At 67.8% G+C, this 21,632-nt stretch carries 14 protein-coding genes and 1 pseudogene; 10 read left to right on the forward strand and 5 right to left on the reverse strand.

Annotated features, from left to right (window positions below; all coding sequences use genetic code 11):
• Positions 1-173 precede the first annotated feature (173 nt).
• The 8 genes and pseudogenes from ACFYZB_RS14230 to ACFYZB_RS14265 all read left to right on the forward strand — a co-directional run bounded on the left by ACFYZB_RS14230 (position 174) and on the right by ACFYZB_RS14265 (position 12,775).
• A complete protein-coding gene (locus ACFYZB_RS14230; RefSeq protein ID WP_388758211.1) occupies positions 174-2,294 on the forward strand; it encodes an N-6 DNA methylase in 2,121 nt (706 codons plus the stop codon).
• Between the two features lie 79 nt (positions 2,295-2,373).
• Positions 2,374-4,440: an N-6 DNA methylase gene (locus ACFYZB_RS14235; RefSeq protein ID WP_388758213.1), complete on the forward strand. Its 2,067-nt coding sequence runs from the start codon at positions 2,374-2,376 to the stop codon at positions 4,438-4,440.
• Positions 4,437-5,741 (forward strand): restriction endonuclease subunit S, encoded by a 1,305-nt coding sequence (locus ACFYZB_RS14240; protein WP_388758215.1) that lies wholly within the window; start codon positions 4,437-4,439, stop codon positions 5,739-5,741. The genes ACFYZB_RS14235 and ACFYZB_RS14240 overlap by 4 nt, the downstream gene beginning before the upstream one ends.
• Positions 5,742-5,748: 7 nt before the next feature.
• Positions 5,749-6,978 carry an AAA family ATPase gene (locus tag ACFYZB_RS14245; RefSeq protein WP_388758217.1) on the forward strand — a complete coding sequence of 410 codons (1,230 nt, stop codon included), beginning with the start codon at positions 5,749-5,751 and terminating at the stop codon, positions 6,976-6,978.
• Positions 6,975-7,634, forward strand: a complete 660-nt coding sequence (locus ACFYZB_RS14250; RefSeq protein WP_388758218.1) for a DUF4276 family protein — start codon at positions 6,975-6,977, stop codon at positions 7,632-7,634. Before ACFYZB_RS14245 ends, ACFYZB_RS14250 begins: the two co-directional genes overlap by 4 nt.
• Positions 7,595-10,795, forward strand: coding sequence for a type I restriction endonuclease subunit R (locus tag ACFYZB_RS14255; RefSeq protein ID WP_388758221.1), 3,201 nt, complete (start codon positions 7,595-7,597; stop codon positions 10,793-10,795). Before ACFYZB_RS14250 ends, ACFYZB_RS14255 begins: the two co-directional genes overlap by 40 nt.
• 93 nt (positions 10,796-10,888) lie before the next feature.
• Positions 10,889-11,079 (forward strand): annotated as a pseudogene (locus ACFYZB_RS14260) (hypothetical protein).
• A gap of 82 nt (positions 11,080-11,161) precedes the next feature.
• Entirely contained in the window at positions 11,162-12,775 is a 1,614-nt protein-coding gene (locus ACFYZB_RS14265) for a protein kinase (RefSeq protein WP_388758223.1), read from the forward strand.
• Positions 12,776-12,802: 27 nt separating this feature from the next.
• Here the strand turns inward: ACFYZB_RS14265 and ACFYZB_RS14270 are convergent, their stop codons facing one another.
• The 4 genes from ACFYZB_RS14270 to ACFYZB_RS14285 form a co-directional block, all read right to left on the reverse strand.
• Entirely contained in the window at positions 12,803-14,908 is a 2,106-nt protein-coding gene (locus ACFYZB_RS14270) for an AIPR family protein (RefSeq protein ID WP_388758225.1), read from the reverse strand.
• 42 nt (positions 14,909-14,950) lie between these two features.
• Complete coding sequence (locus ACFYZB_RS14275; protein WP_388758227.1) at positions 14,951-16,204, reverse strand: hypothetical protein; 1,254 nt, start codon at positions 16,202-16,204, stop codon at positions 14,951-14,953.
• A 648-nt stretch (positions 16,205-16,852) separates the two neighbouring features.
• Positions 16,853-17,797, reverse strand: a complete 945-nt coding sequence (locus ACFYZB_RS14280; RefSeq protein ID WP_388758229.1) for a DUF4236 domain-containing protein — start codon at positions 17,795-17,797, stop codon at positions 16,853-16,855.
• A 225-nt stretch (positions 17,798-18,022) separates the two neighbouring features.
• Positions 18,023-19,060, reverse strand: coding sequence for a Ku protein (locus tag ACFYZB_RS14285; protein ID WP_388758231.1), 1,038 nt, complete (start codon positions 19,058-19,060; stop codon positions 18,023-18,025).
• 62 nt (positions 19,061-19,122) lie between these two features.
• Here ACFYZB_RS14285 and ligD point away from each other — a divergent pair, with 62 nt between their 5' ends.
• Positions 19,123-20,010: a non-homologous end-joining DNA ligase gene (gene ligD / locus ACFYZB_RS14290; protein WP_388758233.1), complete on the forward strand. Its 888-nt coding sequence runs from the start codon at positions 19,123-19,125 to the stop codon at positions 20,008-20,010.
• A 168-nt stretch (positions 20,011-20,178) separates the two neighbouring features.
• Here the strand turns inward: ligD and ACFYZB_RS14295 are convergent, their stop codons facing one another.
• Positions 20,179-20,982, reverse strand: coding sequence for a nuclease-related domain-containing protein (locus ACFYZB_RS14295; protein WP_388758234.1), 804 nt, complete (start codon positions 20,980-20,982; stop codon positions 20,179-20,181).
• 100 nt (positions 20,983-21,082) lie between these two features.
• Here ACFYZB_RS14295 and ACFYZB_RS14300 point away from each other — a divergent pair, with 100 nt between their 5' ends.
• On the forward strand, positions 21,083-21,592 hold the full coding sequence (locus ACFYZB_RS14300) for a protein phosphatase (RefSeq protein WP_388758236.1): 510 nt from the start codon (positions 21,083-21,085) through the stop codon (positions 21,590-21,592).
• The last annotated feature ends 40 nt before the right edge of the window (positions 21,593-21,632 follow it).

Consider the following 21,632-nt stretch of genomic DNA (forward strand, 5'->3'; position numbering starts at 1 on the left):
AGGTGTTGAGGGCAGGGGGAAAGCCTGAGAGCCCAGGGGAAGCCGGGAGGGTCGGTGAAAGCACATCCAGTAGAGCGACAACTGAAAGCACTGTCAAATGCTTCACGTCAGTTGGATGCCGGTATAGAGTGGGGTCGTCCAGCACGCCCGCCCCACGTCACCGGCAGGAGCCCATGAACCAGCAGGCCAGTGCCCTCGTGACCGCCGCCGACATTTCCCGGCTGGCCGGGGTCACCCGAGCCACGGTGAGCAACTGGCGTCGCCGGCACCGGGACTTCCCCGCCCCGGCGGGAGGCACGGACGCCAGCCCGACCTATGACCTCGACGCTGTACGCGCCTGGCTCTCCGCCCGTGGCCAGCTCCCCGAGGACACACCAGCGGACGAACTTCGCACCGCGCTGCGCAACCACCCGGGCGACGGCGAACTGGCCCTGCGCCTGCTCCCTGCGGTGCTCGCTGCCGCCCGGCTGGGCCGGAGAGAGCGCGAGGCCCTTCCAGAACTACGTGACGACGTACTGCTGCGATGGATCCGGTCGGCTGCGGACGCCGGAGCCGACGGCATCCCCGGCATCGAGAGCCTCACCTACAGCGCCGACGTGACCGAGCCGCTGAGGGCCCTGATGCGATGTGTCTCCGCGGACGGCGCCGAGGCCGCGACGGACGTGCTGGCCGAACGCCTGCTTGAGGACACGGAGGCCACCGGCACCTACGTCACGCCGCGCTCTTTGGCCGACCTCATGGCCCGGCTCCTGACCGACAGCGCGGGGACCTTTCCCGTGAGCGTCCTCGACCCCGCGTGCGGCACCGGATCGCTGCTGGCAGCGGCGGCATCCGCGGGCGCGACCGAACTGCACGGCCAGGACGTCCTGGTCGCCCAGGCCGCCCAGGCCGCCGTGCGGCTCCGGCTGAGCGCCCCCGAGGCGGCGATCTCCGTACGCGCGGGGGACAGCCTGCGCGCCGACGCCTTCAAGGGCCTCACGGCGGACGCCGTCCTGTGCAATCCCCCGTACGGCGTCCGTGACTGGGGGCACGAGGATCTGGCGTACGACCAACGCTGGGCCTACGGCGTACCGCCCAAGGGCGAGCCCGAACTCGCCTGGATCCAGCATGCTCTGGCCCACCTGGCTCCCCGCGGCCGTGCCGTACTCCTCATGCCGCCCGCCGTCGCGGAGCGCACCGCCGGCCGACGTATCCGGGCACAGCTCGTACGCGACGGTGCCCTCCGCGCGGTCGTCTCGCTTCCCCAGGGCGCGGCAACACCGCTCCACATCGGCCTCCACCTGTGGGTGCTCGAACGCCCTGACCCCCAGGCTGACGTCCCGCAAACGGTTCTGCTCGTCGATGCCGCGACCGAGAACCGGGACCTCGACTGGGCCGCCGTCAACGACACCGTGCTCTCGGCGTGGTGGCCGTACCTCGCCGACCAAGACGGCTTCACAGGAGCCCCGGGTGTCTCTGGCGCCGTCCCGATCACCGATCTCCTCACCGAAGCCGTGGACCTGACTCCGGCCCGGCACATCCGGACGGCTTCCCGGCAAGCTCTGCGCCCCGCCCTGCTGGCCCGGCAGGCATCAGAGTTGTACGGCCAACTGCACCAGGCCGCAAGGGACCTGACCGGCCTCAGCGCCGACGCCAACTGGCCAGCGGCCGACGACCGCCCCCGCGACTGGCGCACCGCAACGGTCGCGGATCTTCTACGCGGCGGCGCTCTCAGTCTTCTTCGTACCGCGCCCGCAGGCCGCCGCACCCGTAGCGGCCAACCACCGCTACAGCCCGACCCGGAACTCGGCGGACAACCGGCGCTTACGGCCTCCGACGTGCTGAAGAACCGGCCCGCCTCCGGAACGGAAGCGGACCTTCCCACCGGCGTCGCCCTCCACCTGATCCAGGAAAATGACGTACTGCTCACAGAGATGCTGCGGGTGGGGCGTACCGCCGTGGCCCGGGTCGTCGAGCCGGCCGAGGCAGGCTGCCTCCTGGGCCCCCACCTGCTGCTCTTCCGCCCGGACCGGCGCCGGCTCGACCCCTGGTTCCTGGCCGGGTTCCTCGCCGCGGAGCAGAATGTCAACGCCGCGGCCACCGGCACATCCATCGTCCGGGTGGACCCCCGACGACTACGCGTTCCCCTGCTCCCACTCGCCGAACAGCAGCGCTACGGCGCCGCCTTCCGCCGCCTGCACGAGCTTCGCACCGCCGCCCGCCGCGCCGACCGGGCCGCCGAGGACGTCACGCGCCTCCTCAGCACCGGACTCACCGGCGGCGCGCTGTTGCCGGACGGTCACGGATCGGCGTGAAACCTGCGGCCCCGCACAGCGAACGGCCAGAATTGACGTCTCTGTCCCGCTGGGACGGCGAAACTCCGGAAGGACAGCGTTGAACAGCAGTAAGCACACGGAACTGGCGAACCACGCGTGGTCGGTCGCCGACCTCCTGCGTGGCGACTACCGGCAGCACGACTACGGCAAGGTGATTCTGCCCTTCACTGTGCTGCGACGCCTGGAGTGTGTCCTCGCGCCGACCAAGGACAAGGTCCTGGAGGTCGCCGCCCGCTTCCAGGACCAGGACATCAACCCCGACCGCTTCCTGCGCAAGGCGTCCGGCCACAGCTTCTACAACACCAGCACCTACACGCTGAAGGCCATCGCGGGCGACCCCTCGCACGCGGCGAAATACCTCAACGAGTACTACGGCGCCTTCTCCCCCAATGCGCGGGAAGTCCTGGAGCGGTACGAGTTCGCCCAGCAGATCAAGCGGTTGGACGCGGCGAACCTGCTGTACCAGGTGGTCGGCCGGTTCGCCGACCTCGACCTGCGGCCGGTGAGGACGGACGCCGACGGCAACGTCGTACTCGGCGAGGACGGCAAGCCGGTCGAGATCGTCTCCAACCACCAGATGGGCTACATCTTCGAGGAGTTGATCCGGCGCTTCGCCGAGCAGTCCAACGAGACGGCCGGTGAGCACTTCACACCCCGGGAAGTCATCCGGCTCATGGTCAACCTGCTCGTCGCGCCGGACAGCGACGCGCTGGCCCTGCCGGGCACCGTGCGCACGGTCATGGACCCGGCCTGCGGCACCGGCGGCATGCTCAGCGCGGCCGAGGAGCACATCACTGCCCTCAACCCGGACGCCACCGTCAAGGTCTTCGGTCAGGAACTCAACCCCGAGTCCTGGGCCATCTGCCGGTCGGACATGATGATCAAGGGCCAGGACCCGGAGAACATCAAGTTCGGCAACTCCTTCAGCGACGACGGCCACACCGGAGCCACCTTCGACTACCTGCTGGCCAACCCGCCGTTCGGCGTGGAGTGGAAGAAGGTCAAGAACGCGGTCGAGGACGAACACGAACGCCTCGGTGAGAGCGGGCGGTTCGGGGCCGGCCTGCCGCGCATCAACGACGGCTCGCTGCTCTTCCTCCAGCACATGATCTCGAAGATGAAGCCGGTGGACGCGTCGGGGTCGGGCGGCAGCCGGATCGCAATCGTCTTCAACGGCTCCCCGCTGTTCACCGGGGCGGCGGAGTCGGGTGAGTCCAGGATCCGGCAGTGGATCCTGGAGAACGACTGGCTGGAGGGCATCGTCGCCCTACCCGACCAGCTCTTCTACAACACCGGTATCTCCACCTACTTCTGGGTGCTCAGCAACCGCAAGGCCAGGGACCGGCGCGGCAAGGTCGTCCTGCTGGACGCGCGCGACTACTGGCGCAAGATGCGGAAGTCGCTCGGCGACAAGCGCAAGGAACTGGGCGAGGAGCACATCTCCGAGATCACGCGGCTCTACACGGAGGCGCTGGCGGTCGTCGACGCGGCGGAGAAGGGCGGCGGCCACGACCTCGTCGACCGGGCCGGGAAAATCAAGGTCTTCCGCAACGAGGACTTCGGCTACCGCCGGATTACCGTCGAACGGCCGTTGAAGCTCCGCTTCGAGGTGACGGAGGAGACACTGGCGGCGATCACCACGTCGAAGCCGATCGCACGGGCCACGGACGCCGAGGCGTTCGCAGCGGCGCTGCGCCCGCTGGTCGGCAAGTCCTGGACAACGAAGTCCGACGCGTGGATCGACCTCAAGGACGCGGTCGTCGCGGCCGGCCTGTTGTGGCCGACGGGTGCGCCGTTCGGCAAGGCGCTGCGGGAGGCGGTCGGCGTTCGCGACCCGGAGGGCGAGGTCCAGCGCGTCAAGGGCGAGCCTGAGCCGGACCCGGAGCTGCGGGACTACGAGAACGTGCCGCTGGAGGAGGACGTGGAGGAGTACCTGCGCCGCGAGGTGCTGCCGCATGTCCCGGACGCGTGGATCGACCACAGCAAGACGAAGATCGGCTACGAGATCCCGTTCACGCGGCACTTCTACGTGTACAAGCCGCCGCGGCCACTGGCGGAGATCGACGGGGAGTTGAAGGCTCTGGAGGCGGAGATCCAGGCGCTGCTTGGGGAGGTGACGGAGTGACTTTCGACCTCCAGTCGCTACCTGCTGGATGGGGCAGGACTCGGGTGGACCGGGTCGCTACGGTCAATGCGCGAATTGGCTGGAAGGCTCTCACTGCAGCCGAGTATCAGCCAGAAGGATACGCGTTTCTGTCGACTCCCAACATCAAGGGACGCGAAATTGACTTCTCCGACGTAAACTACATCTCTGAATTCCGTTACGAAGAATCCCCGGAATTGAGGTTGAGGCCAGGGGACGTACTGCTCGCCAAGGACGGCAATACTCTAGGAATCGTCAATATCGTCCGAGATCTCCCTCACCCGGCGACCGTGAATGGATCGATTGCCGTCATCCGCCCGACCGGGATTGAACCGTCTTACCTTCGGTATGTCCTGGCGAGCCGGACGACACAGGAAACCATCAACATGCTCAAAGGCGGCATGGGGGTTCCGCATCTGTTCCAGTGGGATATCAATCGCTTGACCGTCCCTCTGCCACCTTTGGATGAGCAGTACCGCATCGCCGACTTCCTCGACGCCGAGACCGCCCGCATCGAAACACTTGCCTCACGGCGAGACAAACAGATGGAAGCGATTGATGAGCTCGAACTTGCGCTGATTGTCGACATGTTGTCGGGCCGCGTGAAGAGTGGAAAGGGCAAGTTGACTGGTTGGCCATGGCTGCCGGAGATCCCTGCCGAGTGGTCAGTTGGACCGGTATACGCATATTTTTCAGCTGAACTCGGCAAGATGCTTAATGCAGACCGAGCGAGCGGACCGGACCAACGGCCATACCTTCGGAACGCCAACGTACACTGGTACACGATTGAAACCGACGACTTGGCCACAATGGATTTTTCAGCCGATGAAGCGAGCCGCTATTCGGTAAGGCAAGGGGACCTTTTGATCTGCGAAGGTGGAGCGGGGGTCGCAGAAGCCGCCGTTTGGGACGGAAGATTGGAGGAGTGCTACTTCCAAAAGTCACTTCACCGAGTGCGCCGAGCCGGACCGGTGCCAGTTGAGTGGCTGATGTACTGGCTGCGGGTTGCCAAGGCGTGTGGGGTTTTCGAAGCCGAGGGGAACATTGCTACGATTCCTCACCTCACAGGAGAACAACTGCGCCGGTACAGGATCCCGATTCCGACTGACGGCGACTCGCTCGTCAAGCGGACTGGCGAGGAGATCGCGAAGCTGAACTCAGTCCGCACAAAACTGCGGCAGGCGCAAACTCTCCTCTTCGAGCGCCGCCAAGCCCTGATCACCGCCGCCGTCACCGGCCAGATCGACGTGTCCACCGCCAGTGGACGAGGGATCGAGGAATGATCGCGCTATGAGTCCCGCCGCGCCTCACCGGCCGATGCCGTTCATCACCCGTGTCCGAATCGACAACTACAAGTCCATCGCCCATTGCGACGTGACTCTCGGCCGGTTCACCGTGCTGCTCGGACTGAATGCTGCAGGCAAGTCGAACTTCCTAGATGCCCTGCGCTTCGTCCGCGACGCGCTGGTGAACGGCCCGTCCGAGGCAGTGGCGGCGCGCGGCGGGTGGGAAGAGGTGCTGCGCCGGGTCCCTGAGCCAGCAACCTCCTGCACGATCGGTCTGGAATTCCACCTGCCGGCAATCACCCATGACGCAAAGCCCTGGGTGGGGCGGTACGAGATCACCCTCGCACCGCCGACCGTCCCCGAGACGGGGCGAGATGCGGGGCCTGGTGTTCGTATCCAGCAGGAGTTGTGCGAGATGCGTCGCCTGGGCGTCAAGGGCCGGGCAAACGCCGAGCGCTTCCTCATGCGCGACCGCACAGGCAAGGGGCGTCGCCAGAAACGACTGCAACTTTCACACCTGAGCGAGGACGAGCCGTTCGGTGACCTGTTCGCAGGCCTCACGGAGATGTTCTTCTACAGCCCTGACCTAGTCAATCTCCGCAAGGCCAGCCCGAACACGCTGGCTGCCGGAGCCCTGGGTGAAGACGGCGGCGACCTCGGCCCAGCCCTGGCCGCGCTCGGGGAGCGGGAACGTGAGCGCATCTCGCAGTACCTCGGGGTGATCGTGCCCGGTGTCGTGGAGGTCGGTCCCACAGACCCCTCCGGCGACTACATCGCGGCGCGGATCAGCTTCGCCACCGACGGCGAGACGGAACCGCACGTCTTCCGGGCCGAGTCCATGTCGGAAGGGACCATCCGGGCCATCGGTCTGCTGACCGCCCTCTTCCAGTCCGACGCCCGCGAAGGCTGGATTCCGCTCATCGCCGTCGAGGAGCCCGAGTTGGCGCTGCATCCGCTCGCGGCCGGAGCCCTCTACGACGCGCTCACGGAAGCGAGCGAGTACGTGCAGGTCCTCGCCACCACGCAGAGCGCGGAGCTGTTCGACCGCAAGGAGGCCGATCCGTCGGCCATCCGCGTGGTCGCCGCCGAGCACGGGGTGACGATGATCGGTGAAGTGGACCCAGTCAGCCGGTCGATCGTCGCCGACGGCCTGGCGACCACAGCTGAACTGCTGCGTTCCGACCAATTGCGCCCAGTCGTCAAACCCCCAGCCGAGCCGGAGGACGAGGAGTGAGCCACCTGAGGGTCACGATCGCCTCCGTCGTTGAGGGCGAGGGCGAGATCAGCGCGTTGCCCGTCCTCCTCCGGCGGTTGATGTACGAGGCGGAGATCTGGGACGCAGACATTCTGCCTCCCTTCCTGGTAGACCGCGGTCGACTCGTCCGGCCCGGTGGTCTGGAAGCAGCCGTGGAGGGGCAGGCTCGACGCGTGCCCGCCGGCCACCCGGGCGGCATTCTGGTCGTGATCGACGCCGACGACGACTGCCCAGCCAGCCTCGGGCCTTCGCTGCTTGCCAGGGCCGAGACCGCCCGCCCGGACCGCCGCACGGCCGTCGTGCTGGCAAACCGGGAGTTCGAGGCGTGGTTCCTCGCGTCGGCGCCCTCGCTCGGCGGTCGGGCGGGGCTCGCCGAGCATCTGGAGGTCCCGCCCAACAGCGAGACGTTACGCGACTGCAAGGGCTGGCTGACCCACCACCGGCGCGACGGAGTGCGGTACCGCCCGCGCGTGGACCAAGCGGCGCTGACCCAGGACATGGATCTTGACCTTGCCCGCGTCAACTCACCTTCTTTCGACAAGTTCTGCCGCGACATCACCTATCTGGTCACCGGAAAGCGGGGGAATAGCCGCTCATGCCCGTGCACGACGAAGCAGCCTTCGGGAACGCCATAACCGCCGCTCTGCTGGAGCGCGGCTGGTGTGAGGGCAACCGACAGCACTACCGCCCCCACCTGGGCCTGGACACCGCCCAGCTCTTCGAGTTCATCGGCAAGACCCAAGCCGACGACTGGGCCGAACTGATCGCCCTCTACGGCGGAGATCCCGACGCCGCCCAGGCCGGGTTCGCCAAGCGTGTGGACCAGGCGATCGCGACCGACGGCGTGCTGGACGTGCTCCGCAAGGGTGTGAAGGACCACGGTGTCCTGATCAGGCTCGCCTACTTCAAGCCGTCGCTCGTCGCGTCGGACGCGGTCCTGGATGACTACCGGGCGAACCGGCTGACCTTCGTAAAGGAGCTGGAGTACGCCGCCAAGCAGGCGGACAAGGGCAGGCGCCTCGACCTCACCCTCTTCCTCAACGGAATCCCGCTGGCCACGGCCGAGTTGAAGAACGCCCTCACGCGCCAGGGCGTGGAGGCCGCCAAGGAGCAGTACCGCACGACCCGCGATCCCAGCGAGCTGATCTTCGCGCGTCGCGTGATCGCGAACTTCGCCATAGACACGGACCTGGTGTTCGTCGCGCCGGAGCTGCGGGGCAAGCCGACGCGGTTCCTGCCGTTCAACACCGGCTCGGAGGGCCCGGGGAAGCCCGGCGGTGCGGGGAACCCGGCGCCCACCGTCCCCGGGACGTACGCGACCTCGTACCTCTGGGAGCAGATCTGGGAGCGGGACACCTGGCTCGATTTGATCGAGCGGTTCGTGCACCTCAGCAAGGAGAAGGGCCCGGACGGACGGACGCGGAAGAAGCTGATCTTTCCACGCTACCACCAGTGGGACATCGTCAAGAAGCTCGCGGACCACGCGGCCCGCCACGGCGCCGGTCACAACTACCTCGGGATGGCCTCCGCCGGCTCCGGCAAGTCGAACACCATCGGCTGGCTGGCGCACCGCCTGTCGTCGCTGCACACGCCCACCGACCCGGCCGAGATCGACCCCGACGCCCTGGCCGCCGGGCTCAAACCCGGCGCACCCGTCTTCGACAAGGTCGTGATCATCACCGACCGCCGCAATCTCGACGCCCAGCTCCGCGACACCGTCGGCAGCTTCGAGAAGACCGCCGGTCTGGTGGTGAAGATCGACGAGAAGCACGGTGCGAAGTCGGAGCAGCTCGCCAAGGCGCTGTCCCGCGAGACCGGAAAGATCATCACCGTCACGCTGCACACGTTCCCGGCCCTCATCGACTACCTGCGCCGCAACCCCACCGAGATACAGGGCCACAACTTCGCGATCATCGTGGACGAGGCGCACTCCTCGCAGTCGGGCGACGCGGCCACGGACGTACGCGCGGCCCTGCGTGGCCTGGGCCTGGACTCCGACTCCGACGAGGCAGGGGCAACCGAAGCGCCTGCGGCCACCACCACCGATGCCAAGCTCCGCCGGAAGGCCATCCAGCGCAGCATGGCAGAGAACCTGTCCTACTTCGCGTTCACGGCCACGCCCAAGGCCAAGACCCTCGAACTCTTCGGCATCCTGGAGAGCGTGGGCGGCAAGCCGACGTACGTCCCCTTCCACACGTACTCGATGCGCCAGGCCATCGAGGAAGGCTTCATCCTCGACCCCCTGCGCAGTTACGTCACGTACAACACGTACTGGAAGCTGGTGAACAAAAACCCGGACGAGCGCGAGGTGGCCCCCTCCAAGGCTAATCCGCTGCTCGCCCGGTACGCGCTCACGCACGACTCCACCGTGGCCCAGCAGGCACAGGTGATCGTCGAGCACTTCCGCACGCACACCGCCGGCCGGCTCGGCGGGCGCGCCAAGGCCATGGTGGTGACCGCCTCCCGGCACAGCGCCGTGCAGATGGCCCGCGCGATAAGGAAGTACGTGAAAGACCAGGCGTACGCCGACCCCGGGGTCCTGGTCGCCTTCTCCGGCAGCCTGACGTACGACGGCGAAGAGACGACCGAGCCGAAGGAGAACGGCGGCCTGGCCGAATCCGCGCTGCCGAAGGCGTTCGCGTACACGCGCAAGGACGACAAGGCCGTGCGCACCGGCGGGAAGGCGACGCAGCGGGAGTACCGCATCCTGGTCGTCGCCGAGAAGTACCAGACCGGCTTCGACCAGCCTCTCCTCACCACGATGTACGTGAACAAGAAGCTCGCGGGCATCAGCGCCGTCCAGACCCTCTCCCGCCTGAACCGCACCGCCGAACGCAAGTCGCAGGCGGACCTGGCCGTGCTGGATTTCGTCAACGACGCCGAAGACATCAAGGCATCCTTCCGGCCGTACTTCGAGGAGGCGAACACCCTTCCCTCCGACCCGAACCTCCTCTACACCGCGCAGAGCAAGGTCATGCAGCCCGACATCCTCGTCGAGGAGGAGATGCGGGAGTTCGCCGATGCGTACCTGGCGGCCGAGGAGAAGGCGGCGGGCTCGGTGGCTCGCTGGGAGAAGCTGCACGCGGAGCTGTACCGGCATCTCGGGCCCGCCGTCGAACGGTTCACCGAGCTGCTGGACCGCAAGGACGAGGCCGGCGACCCGGACGAGGAGGCCCACGAAACCGCCGAGCAGTTCCGCGCGGACCTCAACGACTACGTACGCAAGTACGGCTTCCTCTCCCAGATCGTGCCCTATCGCGATGCCGACCTCGAATGCCTCTACCTCTACGGCCGCCACCTGCTCAACCGCCTGCCGCGACGCGGAGACGGCGGCGTGGACATAGGGGACGTCGACCTCAGTCACCTGCGCATCCAGAGGACCGGCGAGCACGACCTCTCCCTGACCGCCGAGGGAGCGGCGGAGCTGCGCGGCTTCGGCGAGGGCACGGGCGGCGCCAAGGAGCAGGAGAAGTCGCTGCTGTCGGAGCTGATCGAGAAGTTCAACGACAAGTTCGGCACCGACTTCACCGAGCAGGACGTCATCACGCCGTTCTCGGAGGCGAAGGCGGACCCGAAAGTCCGCGCCGCCGCCGTCAACGATGAGGAGAACTTCGGTCTCGTCTTCGACGAGGTCTTCGAGGACAAGATGGCCGAACACATCGACACCATCGCCGACATGGGACGCCAGTACTTCAGCCACGACGACAGCTTCAAGCAGTCACTCAACCAGAGTGCGCGCCGGGCCGCCTGGCGGATGATCCGCCGGGAGGAGAACATCGACGACGAGGCGGCCTGACCCACCAGGCCTAACCGCCCGGGTGGAAGGAGAGGCCCACGATCACGGACGTTCCGCGCGTGGGGACTCGCACGCCAACTGTGAGGAGTACCAGTGCCCGACATCACCTGGGAAAGCCCCTTCTGCGCCGAGGGCAGCTCCTGCTTCCACTGGGCACCGACACCGACGGGAACGCCTACATAGCCGTTGCCGGCCAGGAGGAGCACTACCCCACCGACTCCCTCGAAGCCCTGCGCACCTTCATCACCGACATCAAGGCCGGCAAGGCCGACCACCTGCTGTAAGCCCCGCCGTGCGTCGCCGCCAGTCGGTACGGTGTACGGCGTTCGGCTGACGAGCAATCAGTACGCGACGGAGGCGCAACGCGTGGCGCAGGCACGGAGAATCGGCGAGCAGGGCCGCTATGAGCTGATCGAGGAGATCGAGTCCGGAGGTATGGGCACGGTCTGGCGCGGCTACGACGCCGTTCTGGACCGGGAGATCGCGGTCAAGCTCATCCGGCCGGACGTCGTCCTGTCGCCCGCGCAGGCCGAGGAGTTCACCCGCCGCTTCGAGCGCGAGGCGCGCGTCACCGCACGGATCGGGCATCACGGGGTGCCGCAGGTGTTCGACGCGGTGTTGGACGAGGCGTCCTACGACCGGCTGTACCTGGTGATGGAGTACGTGCGCGGGATCTCCCTGCGCAGGGTGCTCATGGGGGCGGACGACGGGGCGGCGGGGCTTCCGGTGAGCTGGGCCGCGTCGATCGCCGCGCAGATCTGCACGGTCCTGTCGTACGCCCACGCCATCCCGGTCGTGCACCGGGACCTGAAGCCGGACAACGTCCTGATCGCCGCGGACGGCACGGTCAAGGTGCTGGACTTCGGCATCGCGAAGCTGCTGCGCACGGACGTCACCCGGCTCACGGCCACCGGCAACCGGATCGGTACCAGCCGCTACATGCCGCCCGAGCAGATCGACTGCGCGCAGATCACACCGCTCAGCGACCTCTACGCGCTCGGCTGCGTGCTACACGAACTCCTGGCCGGTCAGCCCGTCTTCAGCGGCGACAACGAGTACCAGCTCCTGCACCAGCACATGAACGTGACGCCGAAACCGCTGCGCACCCTACGGCCCGAGGTGCCGGAGGACCTGGAGGAGCTGGCCCTGGACCTGCTGGCCAAGGCGCCCGAGCAGCGCCCGGCCGACGCGTACGCGGTGTATGAACGGCTGTCGCCGCACCTGCCGCAGCCGGGTTCGGCAGCTGTCCCCGTGGTCCTCGCCGACGGCGACTCTCCATCCGTGGTTCCCGACCCGACGGTGGTCTACCGACAGCCGAACGCACCGCTGCGGCGGACCACAACTCCTCCCCCCTCGCCCGATCCGGTGGATCCCGCACCGGTTCCGGCGCGCGCCGACACCGTGCTGCGGGACGCGATCCGGGACGCCTACGCCCGTTCCGCGGACCTCGCTGAAGAGGGGCGGTTCGCTCAGGCTGCAGACGTCCTCAAGGCGGTGATCGTTACCGCGGCCACCGCTCTCGGCGCACACAACCCCCGTGTGCTGGGTCTGCGGCGGCAGCGCGCGGCGGTCCTCATGGCCGGCGAGGACTTCCAGCGCGCATTACCGGAGTTCGACGCGCTGGCCGCCGTCTACGCCCGTACGGCGGGACCGGCTGGCGCAAGCGCGCTGGAGTGCCGCCGGCACGCCGCCCACTGTCGGGCCAACCTCGGCCAGGCCACCGCCGCCCTGCGGGAGTTCCAGGAGGTCCTGGATGTCGTGTCCGACGCGGACGGAGACGCCTCCGAGACCGCTCTCGACCTCCGCCGCAGCATCGGCGTCCTCCTCCTCTCCGAGGGCCGCCGCACCGAGGCCGAGAGCGTCCTCGACGCCCTCCACGAGGACATGTGCGTCCTCCTCGGCGAGGACCACGAGGAGACCCGCGAGATCGCCGATCTCCTCGCCCGGCTGCGCGGCCCGGAGGGACCACGCCCCTCCTGACGCCCCGCCGGTGCGATACGCACGCCGTCAGGCCTCGTCCTCTTCCTCTTCACCGTGGATGCGCTTGGCCAGATCCCACAGGCTCCGGCCATCCGAAGGGAACCAGCGAGCCGTTCCCTGATTGGCCACTGGGCGCTCGTCCCAGTCGGCGTCCGCCCACATCTTCGACACCAGGCCGGACGGCGAGTACTGCTGTTCGTCGTACGCCCACAGGATCGGCTTGGTCCGGTGATTGACCCAGGTCCCCTGACGTCGCCTTTCGTCTTCGGCAAGCCACTCTTCCATGGCGTCTCGCTCGGGCTCGTTCAGAGCCACGTATCGAAGGGGGGATCCGTCCTTGATGACACGGCGGTCGACCAGGAGCGGCACGGTGTTCGGGCGACGCGGCTTGCGCTCCTTCGCAGGGGGCGCGGGAACGGCGACGCCGTCGGCCAAGTCGCCGAGGATCTGCTTCGCGAGCTCTCGGCATGTATCCGCGGTTTGGAAGGCGGTCCTGATCTGGGAACGCGGCCCGTAACGAGTGACGATCTGGTGCGTCAGCCGACGCACCAGCTCCGGTACGAGGGCGGGGATCTTCTCCAGGACCTCGCTGTCCCAGTCGAAGTCCGGGTCATCGATGCTCGTGGCACCGAGATGCTGGAAGATCAGGTGGGTGACGAGAAAGCCGCCGTGCTCCGCGGTCGCCGCCTCGCGGCTGTTCTTCCCGCTGCCCAGCTCGTAGACCGCGCTCCGTGCCGCGCGCAGCGTGAGCACGGAGCGCCACACCTTCTGCGGAGAGGGCTCTCGTTTGAACAACAGGCTGTGACTGCCCTTGGGGCCCTGCTCCCAGAGGTTCTCCGTGGAGCTGGCGGCCCGGGCGGCCTGCTCGGCATCCGGGTACAGGCAGGCAAGGGCAAGGGCGAGTTCGTCCAGTGAGCAGCCGGTCTCAGGCGCGGCGACCGGCTCCCCCCGCTTGATCACGTACTGCTTGCGCAGTTCGGCGCGCAGGTTGGCCTTGATCGCCTGGTGCACGGGTTCCAGCGCGATGTGATCGCGCTGCTCGATGGCGTTCTGCCGGTTCGCCGCCTGCGAGACCTGTACACCGAATTTCCGATCCTCACGGGTGTTGATGACCTTGATGCTCACGGTGGCGTGGGCCGCGGCCTCACCGTCGTCGTGCATGGCCCTGGCGACAGCCCGTACCGTCTGAGCGCCGTTGACGATGCTCGCACCGGTCACGGTGAGAGTGGTCGGCCTGCTCTGCGGTGCCTTGGCGCTTTCGTGATGTGCCGTGAGCTCATCGCAGATCATGGTGATGCCGTTGTTCAGGTACCAGAATCTGGTGGGATCGGCGGTGAGGGTCTGACCGATCTCCGCATTGGTGACGGTGGTCCCGAGCGGAGCACGGAGATTCTGCTCGAACAGCCCGGTACCGTGCGTCTCGTACCACTCGGCGACCCTCTCGGCGGAGACCGTGCCCTGATAGGCCTCGAGCGGCCCCTTCTGCTGGTACCAGTCGTCAAGGCGGACGTCCAAGCAGATCGGCTCCGGCCGAAGATCCGCATGGATCTGGTCATGGAAGTCTGCGGCGTACAGCACGTCGACGCTCAAGCGGGCGCCATGCTTGTTGAACTCGTCGAGAGCGTTGTCAAGAACCTCGCGTGCGGGCGGGGAGGGCTCCGCGGTGCCCATCAGGGCGATGACCAAAGTGGCTCTCTTGTTGACGATGAACGGCCTGGCCTCCAGCGCGAGAGCGGCGGCACGCTGGTTGAACTGGTCGTACAGCTCGTTCTCGATCCGGTTCAGGCCGTCCACCATTGCTTTGGCAGCGTCCACGTCGAAGGTCGCCGTACCCTTGTCACTCCATTTAGCCTGGACGAGTAGAGCCTGCCCGCTCTCCGGCAACGGAGCGATGGCATCCAATCCCTGGTCTGCGATGCCGTCCGTGACGAACCGGGCCGCCTCGGCCACACTGCATTGGCCCACGCGTCGTACCGCGAGGGCTGCGAGGGCGCGGGAAAGGAAGCGCTGTTCGTAGTTGCCCCCGCGGAAGTGTGCGATGTCGGCGTCGTGTACCACCCCGTCGAATGTCTCGTGCAACTGCTCGCGCACCTGCGTGACCTGACGAGGTGTATCCGCCCCCGAGGTGGCCATGGATGGTTGCCTTCCCACTTGATGGTGTCCTGATGGCATGACCTAAACCCGCGTCCCGAGCCCTGAACCGTTGCTACGCGGCCGACGGCTGAAGTCGACGACCACCAGGGCAGCACCGACCGAGTTGACGGTGGCTTTTACGCAGTTCATGGCGAGGTCGAAGGACACGCCCCTTGCACCGAACCAACCGTCGCGCACCAGACGGGCGAAGTCGGTCGGTACCAGGTGGCGGGTGAGCAAGTCGACGGGAGAGCCTGGGAAACCGGGCGCCACAGCGGCCGGGATCGCTGCGGCGACCTGGCCGTATGGGTAGATCGCGCCGGAGCTCGTCCGATGCAGAGCAGAAGTGAAGGGAACGTCCTCGTGAATGCGGAGAAAGAGCGGGCCTTCCAACAAGCCGTAATCGTCGGCGCTCCGCCGAGCACCTTGCGTCGAACTGTGAGCTCGACTGTGGAATTCATCCAGGCTTCGCAGAACAGCAGGCGAGAAGAGCCCATTCGACTCAAGACGCAGGTAGCGCAGTATGACGAGTGTCTCGGTGTCGGCATGGTAATAGTAGGCGTCGAGGGAGCCTTCCTCACCGTCGACCACCCATGGGTCGATTACCGACGTGGCCTCAAGTTCGTAACTCTGGCCATTTCCGCGACCCACGAACGCTCGCACGACCGTATCGCAGGTACCGCTGAACCTCTCCGCTGCACGACCGTGAAAATCGCCGAACATCGGCTGAACCGCAGTCCCGGTGAGCCCGCTGATATAGCTTGCGCCGACGGCTGCCCTGTCCCAGCGATGCGCCCGCGTGAAGTCTTTCTGGGCCAACCCCGCTATCTTCGCGAAGAGCAGCAGAGCGTCGCGCTCATCACGCCAGCGGAGCTCCTGACTGCTCCAGCATTCACCTTCATCGAGCAGTGGCGTCAGCTTCTGGACTTCCGCCTCAATGTCAGGGGAGATCCGCCGGAGATTGGCGAGCACGATGTCCGCGCCGACCGTGACAGGACCGCTTTCCGGTAACGACTCGGCGATTGCGCCGTCCAACTCAGCGCACCAGAGCGCTGAAACAGGGACCAGTGCTCGAAGCCGTCGTGCATGCGTGACGAATACCTTCCGGTCTACGTCGGTCTCATTGGCAGGGCGCACGATACCCAGCCCCCAGATCCGCTCCTGCTGATCCCGGTCGTGTTCATCACTCCGCTCGTCGGGAGGAGCAAGCAGGATCGCAAGGTGTGACTTGACCTCGGGCCAGTCACGGCAGGATTGAGAGTAGGACCTTTCCTTGGTGAGGTCAGCATCGAGCAAACGAAGTAAGTCGTGGTCGGGGCGCAAAATCGCCAGCCGCGGCGATCGCGCCGGAGACGGGCACTCTGCCCGCCTTGGTCGTGCGAATGCCATCTACTCCCCCGAACCGCCTGCCACCACACCGAGCCAGGCCCAGGTGGATGGTAGCGCGCCAGCTCCAACCTCCGGCTCACGTGCCCCGTTCTCGCCGCTTCGGCCGGAGCGACGGACTCATCCACGGCCTGACGTGAGCCAGCATCCCGCGACTAACGGGGCGACATGGGCACAATCCTGGTGGCCGTCAGGGCAGGATCGGCGCTGACCGGCTAGCGGAAAGCGATTTCCTTCAGATACAGGATATTTCACCGCCGCGGGATATACGCGGGACGGCCGGGCTGACATCCCGCCAGATAGACCGCCCGCCTGCGGAACCGTGTGGGAACTACCCGCCCTCCGGAGCCGTGTGCGCAGGTTCGAATCCTGCCGGGGCATCCAGCATGAGGTGCCCAAAGACCCCGTCACCAGCGGAAGCGCTGAGGCCGGGGTCTTCGCGTATGGGCAGGCAGATGCGCCTCGAAAGGCAGCAGGTTGCCAGTGATCACGTTGGAATAGCGTGTTGATCTTGAAGCGTTCACGGCAGGCCGGCAGGCCTGCCGCGGGTATCAGTGCCTACCTCGGCAGGAGCAGCGCGTAGTCGCGGATCCGCGCCACGGCACCTTGTTCGACCTCCGCGAAGACGATCACCTCGTCCAACGAGCTGAAGGAACCAAGCTCCTGACGAGCCTCCACGATTCGCTCGGCCAAAGATGACTCGATGGAGCAGGCCGTGGCGATGGCCTGGGCCGGCGCACTGTTGAGATCGATCAGGCCACCGTCGTCGTACTGACGCGGCAGGTCCGGACGGCCGATGCGGAGGTCGTAGGCAAGAACGGGGTCGCTCTGTGCGAGGGCCCGAGCTTCGTCGCGGCGAGCGCGGGCAGCAAGGTGCGCTGCGACGACCGGATCGGCTGCTGCGGGATGGGGCGGCGGTGTCGGCCCCGCGTCAAGGCCGTAGACCTCGCGGCGGAGCGGGACCAACTGGAAGCAGGCCGTCACCATCAGGGCCAATGCCAGGAGACCAAAGATCGTGCTCAGCGCATGGCCGGCCGTACCGACCGGATTCCCTTGCGCGTCCTGTGGAGTGATCGACGTGAGCACACCCAGCACGGCTGCGACAGCGGCATGGATTCCGGCCCGAAGGCGGAGGTCCCTACGGCCCAATCGGGCTGCCGCGTGAGCGAAGGGTACAGCGCTGAAGAGGCCCGCCGAGAGAAGCACGATCACGAAGTACCACCCACCGGGCCGCCGCTCTCTGCGCTCATGGCGAGCTGGCGGGCTGGTAGTCGCCACCGCGTCGACCGCAGTGGCCCGGGCCGCTGCACCCCGCCGCTTGCCGCTGCTGCTGGTGGTGTACCTCAGGCCAGTACCGGGAGCGGAGATGGTGGTCTGGAGGCGCCCGTTGGCTCGCTTGGTCACCCGGACGCCCTTCACGCCGGCGGAGTAACTGATCCCCGACTTGGAAGCCGTGACGCGAAAAGGGCCCGCCTTGAAGCTCTTACGGTAGGAGAAGCCCATGTTCTGCGCCCTTCTGACATTCCGTTTAGGGCGCCATCTTTCCAGTCAATGACGATCATGCAGCAGGCCGTTGCCGAGTTGTGATGGTGTCTCCGCACAAGATCGCATTTGACCAGGGCGTCTCGCGCTGTCAGCCCCCTACGTGCGTGCCACACCGTCCGCTGCACGCACGAGCGCACACTGCCAGGGAGGACTCAGGGCCGATGGGTCGTTCTTGCAGCACCCTCAAGCCGTCCGCTTGCGCGACGCGGTCTTCTTCGCCGCCGGCTTCTTCGCCGTGCTCTTCGAAGCCGCCGTCTTCTTCGCGCCCTCGGTCGCCTTTGACGTCGATTTACGGGCCGGTTCGGGCTTCTTCGCGGTGGTCGTCTTCTTCGCGGCGGTCGCCTTCTTCGCCGTGGACGTCGACTTCTTGCCGCCCGCCGCCTTGGGTGCGGCTCTGCGCGGCAGGGGTCTCACCTCGGCCGGGCCCTCGGAGGGAGTCGGCTCGCCGCGTGATGCGCGGGCCGCTCGCACGCTGCTCTCCAGGGCGGCCATCAGGTCCAGCACCTTGCCCCCGGCGGCCGGTGCGGGTGCCTCCGGTGGGGCTTCGCCGGAGGCCTTCGCGGCGATGACCTCCTCCAGGGCCTCGCGGTACTCGTCGTGGAGGTCCGCCAGGTCCACCTCGCCGAGGGTGTCCATCAGGGCGTCGGCGAGATCGAGTTCCTTGTCGCGGATGGTGACCTGGGCGTCGGGGGCCACGCCCTCGGGCGCGCGGACCTCGTCCGGCCACAGCAGGCCGTGCATGGCGATGGCGTCACCGACCACGCGGAGCATGCCGAGGCGCTCGCGGCCGCGCAGCGCGTACTTGGCGATGGCGACCTTGTTGCTGCGTTTGAGGGCCTCGCGCAGGAGGACGTACGGCTTGGCGGCGGGGGCGCCGCCGGCCGCCAGGTAGTACGCCGCGTCCAGTTGCAGCGGGTCGATCCGGTCGGTCGGCACGAAGGCCACGATCTCGATCGTGCGGGCGGTCGGGATGGGGAGGTGGGAGAGGTCGTCGTCGGTGATGGGGATGATCGTGCCGTCGGCGTCCTCGTAGCCCTTGCCGATCTCCGACTGGGTGACCTCGCGGTCCTCCAGCTCGCACACCTTGCGGTAGCGGATGCGGCCGTTGTCCTCGGTGTGGATCTGGCGGAAGGAGATCGCATGGCTCTCCGTGGCGTTCACCAGCTTGATCGGGATGCTGACGAGCCCGAAGGAGATGGCGCCGTTCCATATCGACCGCACGTGCCGCACCCTTTCCTCACCGCTTGCAGCGGTTCCACCGCTTTGTCTGGAATTGTCATGGTATGACGCCAATCACAGAGGTGGAGGGGCGGCGGGTCGCGCTCAGCAACCTGGAGAAGGTGCTGTATCCGGACACCGGCTTCACCAAGGCGGAGCTGGTGCACTACTACGCGACGAGCGCCGATGTGCTGCTGCCGCATCTGCGGGACCGGGCCGTCTCCTTCCTGCGCTACCCGGACGGGCCGCAGGGGCAGCACTTCTTCACGAAGAACGTTCCGCCGGGTACGCCCGAGTGGGTCACCACCGCCGAGGTACCGCGGTCCTCGGCGGACAGCCCGGCCCGGATGGTCGTCGTACAGGATCTGGCGAGCCTGGTCTGGGCGGCGAATCTCGTCACCGAGTTCCACACCCACCAGTGGCTGGTGCAGAGCCCGGACGAGGCCGACCGACTGGTCTTCGACCTGGACCCGGGCGCGCCCGCGACGGTCGTCCACTGCTGCGAGGTCGCCCTGTGGCTGCGCGAGCGACTCGCGGCGGACGGCGTCGAGGCGTACCCGAAGACGGCCGGGTCCAAGGGGCTGCACCTGCTGGCCTCCGTCCGGGGCTCGTCCTCCGAGCGGACGAGCGACTACGCGAAGGCACTGGCCGTGGAGGCCGAGCGGGCGATGCCGAGGCTGGTGGTGCACCGGATGACGAAGAGCCTCAGGCCGGGGAAGGTGTTCGTCGACTGGAGCCAGAACGCGGCCCGCAAGACCACGGCCACGCCCTACACGCTGCGCGCCCGCCCCGCCCCGCTGGTGTCGGCGCCGGTGACCTGGGAGGAGGTCGCCGACTGCCGTGACCCCGCTCAGCTGGAGTTCCAGGCGGGCGACATCGCGCCGCGGCTGCAGGACCTCGGGGATCTGCTGGCGCCCCTGCTGGACCGGGGTGCGGCGCCGCCCCTGCCCTGACCAGAGTTCCGGTTCTCACCCTGCCGCCGCTGACCACGGTTCTCGCCCTCGGCGCCGCTGACCACGCCGGACGCGCTGGACGGTGCCGGCCGGTTCGAAAAGAGCCGGCGCGGAAGCAGCCCGTTCGAAAAGAGCCGGTGCGGAAGCAGCCGGTGCGGAAAGACCGGCCTACACCCTCCCCCACGTGTTCCGGTCCCGCGCCATCCCGTGCAGTGCCTCCACGTCCGCCGGCTTCAGCACCCCGCCGAGCCGTGCCAGGCCCGCCAGCTCGGTGTCCTGGAGGATCCGTACCGTCCTCGGCTGGATCCGCACCGTCACCTCGGCCGGGCCCGCCAGGGCGAGGACCGGGCGGACCTCCGCGGTCAGGGCGTAGGAGGCCCGGTCGGCGACGGCGCGCAGCCGGCGCAGCAGCGGCTCGGCCTCGCGGCGGCCGAGGGTGACCATCGGGTCGGCGACCAGGACCCGGGTCTTGCGGGCGTACAGGGCGTGCACGGCGAACAGGCCGCCGGGGCCGAGCAGCAGATGGTGGATGCGGTCGCCGCCGGGGAGGGGGATGGAGTGCAGGGCGTGCCAGCCGGCGCCCTCCAGGGCGTCCAGGGCCCCGCCGACGGCCTCCTCGGCGATCAGGGCGCGCCGGCGCGGGTCGGGGCGCAGCCGGTGCGCGGGGCCGGGGTCGCGGTCGAGGGCGACGAGCAGGGCCTCGCCGGGGCGGTTGGGCGCCAGGTCGTCGTCGGGGTGCAGGGTGAGCCGGGCCAGCTCCGCGGGGGTCGGCACCGGCGGCGGGCCCACGGTCACCGGGCCGGTCAGGAACGGCTTCAGGGCCTGGAGGACGTCGTCCCTGCTGTCCTCGCCGAGCAGGTTGACCCGGCCGGTCTCACGGTCGTACCAGGCGACATTGCTTCCGTCCGGGCGGCAGACGTACAGCTGTTCCCGGCCGTGCCGATAGGCCGGCACCACGCGCAGTGCGCTCATGCGCCATCACCCCTCGTCCATGGGAACAGGCGGGGTGCTCTTGGGGCAAGACCGGTTACCGTGGAGGGCGGCCCCGCGAGGGGGAGTTGGGGAGGCGCCGTTGCGGATCCGCGGGAAGCAGCCCGACGTACCGGCTCCGGAGAGCCCGTGGAACGAGGTCGTGCCCGGCCTGTGGATGGGCGGGCACGAGTTCCGGGGCCACTCGGGGCGGCCGGAGCTCGCCGTCGTGCACGATGAGTTCGATGTGGTGCAGACACTGCTGCGGCTGCCGGGATACGGCCCCGATCCGGGAGTCGAGCACCATGTGTGGCCCATCCCGGACGGCCCGCTGGACGGCACGCAGCTCGCCGGGGTGATCCGGCTGGCCCGCGCGGCGAACGAGGCGCTGGACGCCGGGCGCCGGGTGCTCGTGCGCTGCTACCACGGGTACAACCGCTCGGGCCTGGTCGTCGCGCACGCGCTGGCCCAGCGGGGGCATGCCCCGCCGGACGAGGTGATCCGGCTGATCCGGGCCCGGCGCTCGGCGTGGGCGCTGCACAACGAGCTGTTCGTGGAGTACCTGCGCGCGGGACTGTCGACCGTGCGACTGCTGGAGGAACTGGCCGAGTAGCCTCTCTTCGAACTCGAGCGTCACCCCCATGGACGCAAAA

Source organism: Streptomyces sp. NPDC001852, from assembly GCF_042891825.1.
Lineage (GTDB): Bacteria > Actinomycetota > Actinomycetes > Streptomycetales > Streptomycetaceae > Streptomyces.

Coding starts and splice junctions, on each gene's coding strand:
- ACFYZB_RS14230 (WP_388758211.1), top strand. CDS start 174: ATGAACCAGCAGGCCAGTGCCCTCGTGACCGCCGCCGACATTTCCCGG.
- ACFYZB_RS14245 (WP_388758217.1), top strand. CDS start 5,749: ATGAGTCCCGCCGCGCCTCACCGGCCGATGCCGTTCATCACCCGTGTC.
- ACFYZB_RS14255 (WP_388758221.1), top strand. CDS start 7,595: ATGCCCGTGCACGACGAAGCAGCCTTCGGGAACGCCATAACCGCCGCT.
- ACFYZB_RS14270 (WP_388758225.1), bottom strand. CDS start 14,908: ATGGCCACCTCGGGGGCGGATACACCTCGTCAGGTCACGCAGGTGCGC.
- ACFYZB_RS14280 (WP_388758229.1), bottom strand. CDS start 17,797: ATGGGCTTCTCCTACCGTAAGAGCTTCAAGGCGGGCCCTTTTCGCGTC.
- ligD (WP_388758233.1), top strand. CDS start 19,123: ATGACGCCAATCACAGAGGTGGAGGGGCGGCGGGTCGCGCTCAGCAAC.
- ACFYZB_RS14295 (WP_388758234.1), bottom strand. CDS start 20,982: ATGAGCGCACTGCGCGTGGTGCCGGCCTATCGGCACGGCCGGGAACAG.